Raw genomic sequence first — 11,874 nt, 5'->3', positions numbered from 1 at the left:
GTAAACAAATAAAAGTAATAGATGTTCATTTCTTAAGATTATTTATTTTTGTAAGAAAGATTTGTTATGAAGGCAAAACAGCATACAATAGAATCTATAGTGCAGGATAGGGGATTAGATTTAAATCAAGCAATCTATATTTCAAGAGATGCTAAGGAAATAGTAGATTACTTTGCCAAATATCCTCATAGCATTAATGCTTTTGTGATAGGACTTTGTGTAAAAGGGAATGCGAGGATTAAGATAGACTTAAAAGAATATAGTATTCAGTCGGGAAGTTTAATCAGTCTGATACCTAATTCGCTTGTATCCCCAATAGAAGTTTCTGAAGATATCGAAATCTACTCATTGATGTTTTCGTTTGATTTTATAACAAGATCAGCTTCTTTTTTTAAGATTGAATTGTTAGAGGCTTTAAGGGATCTATTTGTCATTCAATTAGGAACTTCTCAAATGGCTTTATTACAGGAGTTGTTTGCAGTAGCAAGTCGGTATAATTACTCAGAGAACCCCAGTTCAGAGGTACGTACTCATTTGTTTAGTGCGCTATTGTTAGAAATCCAAAGGATTTATCTACACAAAAGTGTAGAGGATAGGGTAGAGTCGCGTTATGAATACTTGACAAGAAGTTTTTTTAAGCTTTTGTACAACCACTTTAAGACAGAGCGCTCTCTACAATTCTACGCCGACGCGCTCTGTGTCACTCCTCAACATCTATCTACTGTCATTCGAAGTGTCACCCAGCATACTATTTCGCATTGGATTAGTGAATTAGTCATTCTCTATAGCAAATCTCAGTTGAAAAATACTAATTCAACAACGAAAGAGATTGCTTTAGCCTTAAATTTTACAGAGCCTACTTTGTTCTGTCGCTATTTTAAAAAGAACACAGGTATGACACCTATAGAATATCGCAAGAGTTAGGTTGTACTTAGCTTTAGAGTAGTGAAGGATTGATAGTTTAAACAAGTTTTTAGAAAAAGCATAGAGCTTCCTGGTTAAGTTGATCTTTGTTAAAAATCAACAAATAGTTGTGAGGATGTATATTTCACTAATCACGATGGAAAAATCTGTTATCTTTGAGATCGATAAATACGGTGGTTTAGTGGATTATGTGATTCCAATAACAAATTAAATATGAAAAAATTAAAAGATAGATGGAATGATGTGGAGTTTACTACTACTTTACAGAAGGAAATAGAATCACTACACTATAAAAATGTAACAGATTTAAAAGATATCGATTTAGCAGGTATTCACTTAGGTAATAAAATAAAGCTACTGGAACACTCATCATTGTCTAAATCGAAGTTGTATAATGTTAACTTATCTTATTCCTTTATAGACGTTGATGCTCATGAAAGTGTATGGGAATTAAGTAATTTTACTAAAGCAAAGCTCAATCGAAGTGTTTTAAGTAAATCTATAATCAAACAGTGTAATTTTCAGCAAGCTAAATTGGTATTTAAAGCTGATGACACTGTTTTTGAAGATTGTTCTTTTGTTGGTGCTAAAATAGGTATAGGAACATACGGGTATGAGTATGGAGGTAGGAGAACGAAGTTTTATAATTGCGATTTTACTGATGCACAATTTGTTCGAGTAGAATTTAGGGCTTCAAGATTCTATAATTGTAATTTTACAAATACTGCATTTGTTGCATGTGATTTTAGAGGGGTGAAAATGGAAGGTTGTTTTCTTCCAAAGTTATCTCAATTTTCGGACATGGATATACCTGATTATATAGAAGAGTAGGAGATGTAGAAATAAAAAGCCTTATTATGACACCTTTAGGTGACATAAAATTGAGAATAGAAAAGAATCAACCAATATTTACTGGAGTATTATTTTATAACAACCACACTGATGTATCTATTCTATTAAAGCAAATAATTAATCTACTTGATGAAATTCAACTGTCTTATTCATTTTATGAGTTAGATGAAGAAGTAATAGAATTAGATGAAAATCAAAAAATCACTAAGCATGTATTATTTAGAATTCTAAATAGTCAAGATCAAGAAATTTAAAGACAATAAAATACTAATTTCTAAAAAGAAATAGGTAACATTGTAAGGTTTGGTAGTATCTTACATATCTATTAAAGAGTTTATGTTTGGCTATCCGCCATTAGAAAGACGAAAAGTACTTCTTGCTAGTATATAAAAATATGTGTGAATATGGCTTTATTTATAACCCTTGATAATGTTTATAGTCTATATGATCTTGATTCGGCTAGGAAAATAGATGGTATTGTTGTCTTTCATCAACACAGTAAGGCAAATCAAAACTATAAGAAACATAGTCGTTTGTTTGAGGGACTGTTATTAGGTGTTGTATTAAAAGGGACAATGAAAACCCAAATTCATTTTTCTGAGTATGAAGTCAAAAATGGAGATATAGCTGTTGTTCCTCCACAGGTTATGATAGAGACAAAGTCTTTAAGTGAAGATGCAGAAATAGTAACTATTGGTCTTTCATTAGACTATATTTCAACTTTTCCCATATTAAGAGAATTTGTAATGAATGATCAGATTCGTTGGCAACCGATTATAAGATTGGATCCCGAAGAGCTTCTTTTACAACAGGAGTTAATCAGGCTTATTGAGAAAGTATACAATAAGAGGCAAAGCTCTAATAAAATAGAAATGCTCAAGCACCTTGTTATGGCATTGATTAATTTGATTATAGAAAAGTATCAAGATGTGCCTAATACTAAAAGCCAAACAAAGAATCGAACACACGAAATTATCGATAACTTTTACTCTTTGGTTTCTAAATATGCTCATAAGCAAAGAAATGTACAGTTTTATGCAGATGAACTACATTTAAGTACGCAGTACCTCTCGTCGTTTCTAAAACAAAATACAGGTAAGTCTACTTTGCAATGGATTGATCATGTACTCATTTTACACGCTAAAACACTACTTAAATCATCAAGTTTATCAGTAAAAGAAATTAGTAATGAGCTGGAGTTTACAGATACTAGTGTGTTTTGTAGATATTTTAAACGAAATACTGGGATGTCTCCTAAGTTATATCGAGAGGAAGAGTAATCATCAAGAAGGCTTAGAAATAGTACTTAAAACCTCTTAAATCGTCAATATCTCATTCTGGCACTCTGTTTACTTTTACCACATGAAAAAAATAGATAAAAAAGCTGCAGTAGGGTTTATCTTTCTTACTCTATTGCTAGATATAACAGGGTGGGGTATTATACTTCCTGTCGTTCCGAAACTGATTGGTGAGCTTATTCAAGGTGATATTAGTGAAGCTGCTACGTATGGTGGATGGCTTGGTTTTGCCTATGCATTTACACAGTTTGTATTTTCACCTGTAGTAGGTAATCTTAGTGATAAGTATGGTAGAAGACCTATTTTACTTATTTCTCTTTTTGGCTTTTCGATAGATTATATTTTATTAGCTCTCGCACCTTCTATAGGATGGTTATTTGTAGGTCGTATCATAGCTGGACTGACAGGAGCTAGTATTTCTACGGCAAGTGCTTATATTGCTGATATATCTACTGATGAGAACAGAACAAAGAATTTCGGAGTAATAGGAGCTGCTTTTGGTCTAGGGTTTATAATAGGACCTGTTTTGGGAGGTTTATTAGGACATTATGGAGCGCGAGTACCTTTTTATGTAGCAGCTGTGTTATGTCTTCTGAATTTCCTTTACGGGTACTTTATGCTTCCAGAGAGTTTAGATAAAAGTAAGAGAAGATCATTTGAGTGGAAACGTGCTAATCCGATAGGTTCTTTTCAGTTTTTATTTAAACATCCTAAAGTTTCCAATTTAGTATTTGCTTTAGTGTTCGTCTATATTGGGCTACATGCAGTTCAGAGTAATTGGCATTTCTTTACGATGTATAAGTTTAGTTGGACGGAAAGGCTAGTGGGGATCTCATTAGGGATATTGGGATTATTAATAGGATTGGTACAAGGAGTATTAATAAGATGGAGTGTGCCTAAATTAGGAGAACAAAAAAGCATCTATTTAGGACTTTTGTTTTATGCATTAGGACTATTATTGTTTGCTTTTGCAAATCAGGGATGGATGATGTTAGTCTTTTTAATACCGTATTCTTTAGGGGGTATTTGCGGCCCTTCTCTTCAGTCTTTAATTAGTAAGAGTATACCTTCTGATCAACAAGGTGAATTACAAGGTGCTTTAACAAGTTTAGTAAGTGTTACTTCTATTATTGGACCACCTATTATGACTAACTTATTCTATTATTTTTCCCATGAGAGTGCACCTTTTGAGTTCTCGGGAGCTCCGTTTTTATTAGCGTCGCTATTGATGTTTATCAGTGCTGTGTTTATCTATTATGGTTTTAGAAGAAAAAACAGATGATTATTTTTTTATAACTTACTCACTTTGTTTTATCAACTAAATTAAAAGAACTATTACCATATTGTTTAATTGTAGAGCAAATAATTTTGTATACTTTCTTATAGCTTAAAACTAGAGCTTACCTGTTCAAATTAGTGTTTCAAAATATGTTTTTGACTATTAAAGTAATAGTACAAAGGGCAATACTTCTTTGTTTTTTAGGTATTCTTCTTTTAATAATTTAGTTAAATCTTCACTTTGTAGCATCTGTATAAACAATGCTCCTTGAGCACGAAGTAACATTTCCTTTTTATCAATTCCTAAGTTAAGCTTATAGATTTCCTTTACTGCATTTATAAAATATGGATAAACATCATACTTTTTATTTTTAAGGTTCTTCATTAAAGTATTAAAGGCAAAAGCTTCTAAAAAAGGTTTGCGATTAGCTTCTGTACTTTTAAGATCGTTAGACCCCACACATACCTTTACAGAATACATCCCTTCTTGTGTAACTTTGTCTATACTAAAAAATTTTACAGCTATGTTTAGTAACTCGTCAATAGATACCTGATCTTTACTTTTAGTTTTTGAAAATGCCTTAGAGATATAATCTGATACAATTGGCGTTAAAATCTCATCTTTGCTTATGTATGATACATAAGTATCTTGTAAGGCAATTGTATCTTTGACTTTTTCTAAAGGTGTATACTTAATCTGGTCTGTATAATTAGTAAGCAAATAATCCCAAAACAATATTTGGTTATTTATATACTCGGCACCCTTTATATTTACATCGACATAAGTAATCTGATGCACTAATAACTTTGTTTTATTAGGTAGTTCTATATATCTAATTTTCAGAAAATCTTTGTATGCAACAAAGGTGTCTTCTTGAGCAATTGCTTGATTTAAGTTTAATATAAAGAGAGATATTATCAAAGTAAAATACTTTAGTACATGGGAGTAGGTAGCGTTAAGGTATATCATTGTAAGCTATTTTAATTTGATTGGTAAAGTGAACTTAGAGGGAACTGATTCTCCATTGTGTTTAGCTGGTGACCAGGGAGGTAAATTCTCTAATATAGATATTACTTGATCTCCAATGCCTAATGGATCTTTTAATATATTAAAGTCTTCAAGAGTACCCTCTCTTGTTATTGTAAATTGGACTATAATCATTGAATTTTCAATTCTATTGCTATGTAATTGTTTAGGAACTTCTAGTCGACTAACAAAATCTTGTACAAATTGATTTATACCCCCTTTATAGGTAGCAGGAATTTCTGTTGCTGTATATATTTGTTGTTTATTAATTACTTTCTGGGGTGAAGGTGCTGCTTGCGTGTTGATTGTAAATACTCCAATACCAAGAAATAAAGTACTAGATAATGCAATTGCTGCTAAATCATACATTGGTTTTTTATCTTTAGTTATCATCACAAAGCGTTTTTTAGTCAAATTAAAGTTGAATGAACTTATAATATTAGTTTCTATTTTCTTACAAGTTTGGTTTAATAGTAATTCTAAATATGCATTAGTTTCTTCTTTAGAAGCGATACTACCTTTATCAGCTAAAAACTCATGATTAAGTGCAATACAGGTTTTGTAATAGTAAAATAATGGATGAAACCAGAACACCACTTTTACTATTTCAATAAACAAAATATCCAATGTATGATACTGTACTATATGAGTTTTTTCATGTAAGAGTATCTTATTTGTTAGGCTTAATTCTTGAGATAGTGGTAAGTAAATGTGTTTTCCAAAAGAAAAAGTATTGTTTAACTTATCTAAAAGTATTATTGTCATACCTTCAAACTCTACTTTTGTTCCTTTTCTCTTTAACTTTTCTATTTGATATACTTCTGCTATCAAGAATGTAAAACTAGTAATAACCCCTATTGTATAAATGGCAATCAGTAAGCTTTGCCAGTCATATGAAGCTAATTTTTGAGTATTAGGTAAGACAATAATAGTTTCACTGAATGTTGTTAGAGTATCATTTACGACAGTTGGTCCTAATGGGACAGATAAAGTAATTAGTGGTAGTGTAAAGGATATCACTAAGCCAACTAATAAATAGTATCTTTTAAAATGATGAGCCATTGTATTCTCTAAAATTAACTTATAGATTAATAAGGCAACTGCTAGAATAATTGTAAGTTTGGTTAGGTATAGTAACATAATCTATTATTTTTGGAGTTGTTCATCTACAATTTTCTTAAGCTCTTCTAGTTCCTCCTTACTCATCTTGCTATTTTTAGTAAAAAAAGAAGCAAAACGCAAAGCTGAATTATCAAAGAAGTTCTCAATCATATTATTGATATGTTTTTCAAAATAATCATCTTTTTTTACCAAAGGATAATATTCTCTCGAATTCCCATATAATTTGTAGTTTATAAAGTTCTTTTCAGTCAATCTCTTTAATAGAGTAGCTAAAGTAGTCTGAGCAGGTTTAGGATCAGGGTATTTATCCATTAAATTTTTAGTGAAAGCCTTCTTCATTTCCCATATATACTCCATTAATTGTTCTTCTGTTTGTGGTAATTTTATCATTTTTTTACAGTTACAATATGTTCTAATATTCCTTTGTTATAATGTTTTACTTGTATTAACTTCCCTTTTATATCATATATAAACCAAGACCCTGTATAGTAATAATGTAATCCTTCGTTGTTCTCGATAAAAACAGTCTTTCCAAAAGATTCAATTTTACTATTAGGATAATAGTAAGTAGTAAAGGATACTGAATCATGAAATTCCTCTTTTTTATATAGTTTACCATTGCGTTTATATCTCCAAGTTCCTTTCTGAAAACCATCTTTATTGAATCGGCCTTTGTGAATCTCCACTTGCCCTTCTACGGTATTTTTAAATATCCATCGACCTACTTTTTCACCGCCTACTTTTTGATTAGTCTTACAAGAATTAAAAATAAAGACTAAAGTAAATATGGTAATCAATTGAATATATTTCATTTGTTCTATGTTTGAAGAAGTTGTTCTACAAATATAGAATAAAATAAAAACAAATGACTACTTTATTTAAAAATGTCTAAAAACTAAGTAATCTCCATTTCTTTTTGAAACTCTTCTAGAAACTGAATCAAGTTAAAAAAATTGGTTTGAAAGGAGAGCTTTAAAGTGGAATATGCTGGGGTATCAAATATATCATGAGGAAATGTGATGATAAACTCAATATCTTCTTCAAAAAGAGGGGAAAACATACTGTTGATTTCATCATAGGGCATATCGATAATTTCTCCATTTTCATTGCTTACTTTTATCGATGTATTGCTTCTTGTAAGGAAAGCGTATTCAAAATGATCTGTTCATTGGGAATAGTTTCAGAAACCCCATTTAATTCAGCTAATGCTTTGTTAGCTGCTATTCCTTTTTTTAACACTTTTTTAGTTTCTAAGTCAGTAGCTAAAGGCAAAGGTGGAATTATATAATTAGTCATGTTTTTTGTTTTTAATATATCTTGAGCTACTTAGAAATGAATGGAAACTGTTTTGTCTTTTCCACGCTAATTTCTTTGTTGTGCATTTAGATTACTATAAAAATAGGGTAAAGGAATGAGATAGTAACTTTTAATTGATTAAAAATTAATTAAATCGCATAGTAAATAGCTTCTCTTTTTATAATTCAATAATCAGTTCTTTATCAAACCCATTATCTCTTTCATCTAAATAGCCATGTGGATTACAAATAATTTCTGTTTCGCCAATTTTATACTGGCAAGGTGTATGAATATGACCGTGAATCCAAAAGGTGGGTTGATGTTCTAAAATAAAATCGTCCAAGTTGGAAGCATAAGCGGCGGTTACAGGATCATTTTTATAGCTTTCGGGAATGGATAAAATACTAGGAGCATGATGAGTGATAACTACATTTTTTTTAGCAGTAGACTCTTTTAAACTTTGATTTAACCAAGCTCTTGATTTTTGATGGATTTGATAAACATCAATTGTTCTCAATTTGGAATAGGAGGGATCTCGTTTAATTTGCTTGTAGTCGTTCATTTTGCTTTGGCAAATCATTCCATATTCTATTGGGCTACCAAAAATTGAAAAATCCGTCCATAAGGTACAGCCGTGAAAGCGAATATCTTCTATATCAATAAAACTATTTTCAAGTACGTGAATGTTTGTATCTTTTGCGGCATCGATTATTTTGTTTAAAGTCTTTGGGTATGAACCCTTATAATACTCGTGATTGCCCAATAAGTACAGCACTTTTTTATTGGGAATGTATTTTTTAATCCACTCGATTCCCTTGCTACCCAAATGGGTATCTCCAGCTAATATAATCAGATCAGCCTTGTCAAAAGACAAAGTGGCACTACTGCCAAATTCTAAATGTAAATCACTGATTATCTGTGTTTTCATGGTGAAAAAAAAGGAGTTAAAAAAAAGTTTAGTAAAGGTACGAGTTTTATGCTAGGTATGAAGGTTAATATAAAACAAAGTTAGTTTTCCATTCTTTATAGAAGTAAGAAGCGATGGATCTACTAAAAACCGCAACCTCAATTAAATAATGACATCAGCTACCATTCTTTTTTATTTACACTCAAAGTAGAAAGAGTCCCATAAAAAATACTTTGGTATATTTACAAATGAGTAAAAAACTATTTTAAAAAGTGTAAATAGATGCCATTTCCAATTGAACTTAAATATATTGTACAAACCGAAGACGAATTAGGTGTTTTGTTTCCTACGCGTTTTAAAGAGAAGATGATACAAGAGAATGGGGGAGAGTTAACAACCAAAGAGGATGATTGGCAGTTGTATCCTTTTTTTGATCGATCTGATAGAAAAAGAATGAGTCGCACGTGTAATCATATTGGTTTAGAAACGAAACAAGCCAAAGAATGGCGTAATTTTCCTGCTAATGCAATAGCGATTGCTTCCAATGGGAGCGGCGATCATTTAATTCTACTACCAGAAAATGATAATGAAAAACAACTGAGTGAGGTTATTTATGCATGGTGGCATGAGGAGGGAATTCCTAATAAAGTGGCGGATAGTATTGAGGATTTATTGAATCAATAAAAGATATTATACTTAGGGTTTTAAAGGTCTCCTATATATCTGTTTTTGTTATGAGGTGCTTGACATTGACAATTGATCTGATCAAGAGTATATAGCTAAACAGATAATGATAGTTATAAAACTACTATTGTAAAATGAAAAGATTAAAAAAAATTAATAGGAGGACTATCACTTTTGCTAACTTCTTGTTTTTTTACATAAGGAGTATTGTGATAGGATGACAAAAATCACTAATGAAGAAGATTATCAAATTATATTAAGTGGATATCCTTATAAAAGTTCTAAAGGTGGTGAGTTTCATTATCTCTTGCAAGGAAAAGACTTACAAACATCAAATGATACTTTGATTAAACTACTAAATCATCGTTGGACAGAGTCTTTCAATTTTTTTGGTCAGTATGAGATACAATTATAAAACATAACGATTCTATGATTACCGAAATTCATTCAAAAGATACTATATATTATATGAAGTGGGATTGTGATAATCGTTTAATAAATGGAATGACAATAGATCAGGTAACACAGACTCTACCTTTTTTAAAATTAAAAGAAGACTATTATAAGAGAACTAGGTAAGATAAATTTTGCTGATAAGGTCTTAGTGTAATAAAAAAAGGTTGAAAAAAGAAATATTTATAGTTTGTTTTGAAAGTCTTGTCATATTATTTTATCAATTCTCTTAGTACTTAATACTGTGTAAAAAAACAAACAAGTATGCAAATTTATAAAGCTAAACTAGATTATTCAGTTATTCTCTTTCTTGTGATAGGTATTTCAGTTATAGGATACTTTATAGACATGGAAGCCCTTAATATTATTATCTTAAATATAGTAGTTCTAGGGCTACTAGGTATTTCAAATTTTATTTATTCAGATATTGAGTTTATTATAGACTCAAGTAACCAAACAGTTAGTTATAGTTTTGCAAGATTCGGCAAAGTTATTAAAAATACTTATAAAGTAGCGGAATTAGAATATAGATATAAAAATGTGGTAACAAGCTCTGGTAAGTTTAATAAATTTAGTTTGCTTCAAAATGGAAAAACTATAGTTAAAACACGACCAAACATATATTCTTTGACAGAGAATCAAATTCAAGATATAATTAAAAGTTTAAGTGACTTACAGGTTAAAGATAGTATTTAGTGGTCTGCATATTAAAAACTAAGTCACAAAAAATGAAAGATAAACATTACTTGCTGTTTTTGAGTTTCCTTATAATTAGTGGATGTAATAATTATAAGTAGATTGTGAGTGATTAACTAGTGATGAGTTAAAGACAGAGTGTATAGTAATAGTTAAAAAACTTCCTATTCAAAAAGGACGCCACTATTTTATAGTAGAGGGGGACAGATCCATATACTAATGTAGATAAAACTATTACTGATCCAGGAAGAAGATGGAGTCAGTATGTACAAAACATCGAAATAGGTGATACTTTGATTAAAAGAACAGGTGAGCTCACTGCTTATATTCATAAAATAAGGACAAATCCTTATTTTTCAATAGAAATGTGGTGGTAAGGTGTGTCAAGATTAAGTTGGGAAAAATAGACCAAGAGGATTAGAACAATATTATTATGAAGTAAATGTAACTGATAATGTAACTGATAAGATCAAAGTAGCAAATAAACAAAATCCTGTTTGTAGTCTGATCATTCACACCATTACACAACGATGCTAATTCTTATGTTGATGGTGCAACTCAAGCGGTTTCAGTAAGATCAAAGTATACTTCGGTTAAATTGTAGATTAGAATTATGACAAAAGAGTTAGTAAAAAAATGTAGAAAAAATAAAGAAGATATATGGCAAAAGTTCTAAAAGAAAGTATTGAAGATTTAAAATTATTATTAGAATCTTCCAAAGCACCTGAAAGAAGAAAAGCAGCTAAATTGATAGGTGATTTTGGAATAGTTGACCTTGGTGATTCATTATACCAAGCATATCTGAAAGAAAGTAAGAATCTAAAAGCATGGGAAACACAATGTATAATGATAAAAGCTTTAGGTAAAATTAAGTATAAGAATGTTCTTCAAGAGTTATCTATTATCATAGAGAATAATATAATACATGACATGATAACTAATGAGGCAACTTTAGCATTTATAAGAATAAAAAGGGAAAATAAAAATGATATAATTCCTATTCTGGAATTATTGAAAGAAGGCAATTTATCAGTACTTAATGGAGCATTAAAATCGTTGGCATTTGATGATGTTGTCCCTGAAATAAAAGATATTTATAAACTTATAGATGCAGTTAATTTAAAAAAATCTCTTATAAAAGAACAACATAAGGTTGGAGTTTTTGACCCAAGAGAGTATTTGTTATCTGCAATGTCTAAGTGGGATAGAAAAGACCCTAAAATTAGTAGTTTTATAGAAGAATGTTCTAAAGATGAGTATTTAGGAAAAAGACATAATCTAATTGAAAAAGTTAGAAAAGGTAAGAAAGTATACGCAGAGTAAGCTTTGAATCCTTT

15 protein-coding genes are annotated in these 11,874 nt (G+C 30.4%); 9 read left to right on the top strand and 6 right to left on the bottom strand.

Features of this window, described 5'->3' with window-relative positions:
• Positions 1–66 precede the first annotated feature (66 nt).
• The 5 genes from NWE55_RS02255 to NWE55_RS02235 all read left to right on the top strand — a co-directional run bounded on the left by NWE55_RS02255 (position 67) and on the right by NWE55_RS02235 (position 4,356).
• Entirely contained in the window at positions 67–924 is an 858-nt protein-coding gene (locus tag NWE55_RS02255) for a helix-turn-helix domain-containing protein (protein ID WP_258204571.1), read from the top strand.
• Positions 925–1,137: 213 nt separating this feature from the next.
• Positions 1,138–1,755, top strand: coding sequence for a pentapeptide repeat-containing protein (locus tag NWE55_RS02250; RefSeq protein ID WP_258204570.1), 618 nt, complete (start codon positions 1,138–1,140; stop codon positions 1,753–1,755).
• A 26-nt stretch (positions 1,756–1,781) separates the two neighbouring features.
• Positions 1,782–2,030 (top strand): hypothetical protein, encoded by a 249-nt coding sequence (locus NWE55_RS02245; protein WP_258204569.1) that lies wholly within the window; start codon positions 1,782–1,784, stop codon positions 2,028–2,030.
• Between the two features lie 150 nt (positions 2,031–2,180).
• Positions 2,181–3,056, top strand: coding sequence for a helix-turn-helix domain-containing protein (locus NWE55_RS02240; RefSeq protein ID WP_258204568.1), 876 nt, complete (start codon positions 2,181–2,183; stop codon positions 3,054–3,056).
• A gap of 82 nt (positions 3,057–3,138) precedes the next feature.
• Positions 3,139–4,356, top strand: coding sequence for a TCR/Tet family MFS transporter (locus NWE55_RS02235; protein WP_258204567.1), 1,218 nt, complete (start codon positions 3,139–3,141; stop codon positions 4,354–4,356).
• 159 nt (positions 4,357–4,515) lie between these two features.
• Here the strand turns inward: NWE55_RS02235 and NWE55_RS02230 are convergent, their stop codons facing one another.
• The 6 genes from NWE55_RS02230 to NWE55_RS02205 form a co-directional block, all read right to left on the bottom strand.
• The gene (locus NWE55_RS02230; RefSeq protein WP_258204566.1) at positions 4,516–5,322 is read right to left on the bottom strand and encodes a hypothetical protein; all 807 of its coding nucleotides are present in this window, start codon (positions 5,320–5,322) and stop codon (positions 4,516–4,518) included.
• A 6-nt stretch (positions 5,323–5,328) separates the two neighbouring features.
• Positions 5,329–6,519 carry a M56 family metallopeptidase gene (locus NWE55_RS02225; protein WP_258204565.1) on the bottom strand — a complete coding sequence of 397 codons (1,191 nt, stop codon included), beginning with the start codon at positions 6,517–6,519 and terminating at the stop codon, positions 5,329–5,331.
• A 6-nt stretch (positions 6,520–6,525) separates the two neighbouring features.
• Positions 6,526–6,891: a BlaI/MecI/CopY family transcriptional regulator gene (locus tag NWE55_RS02220; protein ID WP_258204564.1), complete on the bottom strand. Its 366-nt coding sequence runs from the start codon at positions 6,889–6,891 to the stop codon at positions 6,526–6,528.
• Positions 6,888–7,313, bottom strand: coding sequence for a hypothetical protein (locus NWE55_RS02215; protein ID WP_258204563.1), 426 nt, complete (start codon positions 7,311–7,313; stop codon positions 6,888–6,890). The genes NWE55_RS02220 and NWE55_RS02215 overlap by 4 nt, the downstream gene beginning before the upstream one ends.
• Before the next feature lie 304 nt (positions 7,314–7,617).
• On the bottom strand, positions 7,618–7,797 hold the full coding sequence (locus tag NWE55_RS02210; RefSeq protein WP_258204562.1) for a Fic/DOC family N-terminal domain-containing protein: 180 nt from the start codon (positions 7,795–7,797) through the stop codon (positions 7,618–7,620).
• A 178-nt stretch (positions 7,798–7,975) separates the two neighbouring features.
• Positions 7,976–8,725 carry a metallophosphoesterase gene (locus NWE55_RS02205; protein WP_258204561.1) on the bottom strand — a complete coding sequence of 250 codons (750 nt, stop codon included), beginning with the start codon at positions 8,723–8,725 and terminating at the stop codon, positions 7,976–7,978.
• Positions 8,726–8,986: 261 nt separating this feature from the next.
• Here NWE55_RS02205 and NWE55_RS02200 point away from each other — a divergent pair, with 261 nt between their 5' ends.
• The 4 genes from NWE55_RS02200 (at position 8,987) to NWE55_RS02185 (ending at position 11,860) form a co-directional block, all read left to right on the top strand.
• Positions 8,987–9,388, top strand: coding sequence for an SMI1/KNR4 family protein (locus NWE55_RS02200; protein WP_258204560.1), 402 nt, complete (start codon positions 8,987–8,989; stop codon positions 9,386–9,388).
• A 217-nt stretch (positions 9,389–9,605) separates the two neighbouring features.
• Positions 9,606–9,803, top strand: a complete 198-nt coding sequence (locus tag NWE55_RS02195; RefSeq protein ID WP_258204559.1) for a hypothetical protein — start codon at positions 9,606–9,608, stop codon at positions 9,801–9,803.
• A 302-nt stretch (positions 9,804–10,105) separates the two neighbouring features.
• A complete protein-coding gene (locus tag NWE55_RS02190) occupies positions 10,106–10,537 on the top strand; it encodes a hypothetical protein (protein WP_258204558.1) in 432 nt (143 codons plus the stop codon).
• Between the two features lie 660 nt (positions 10,538–11,197).
• On the top strand, positions 11,198–11,860 hold the full coding sequence (locus tag NWE55_RS02185) for a HEAT repeat domain-containing protein (protein ID WP_258204557.1): 663 nt from the start codon (positions 11,198–11,200) through the stop codon (positions 11,858–11,860).
• Positions 11,861–11,874 lie beyond the last annotated feature (14 nt).

Origin of the sequence: Myroides albus (assembly GCF_024722315.1) — a bacterium.
Taxonomy (GTDB): Bacteria; Bacteroidota; Bacteroidia; order Flavobacteriales; family Flavobacteriaceae; genus Flavobacterium; species Flavobacterium album_A.
This window is presented reverse-complemented; position numbering and strand designations above follow the sequence as displayed.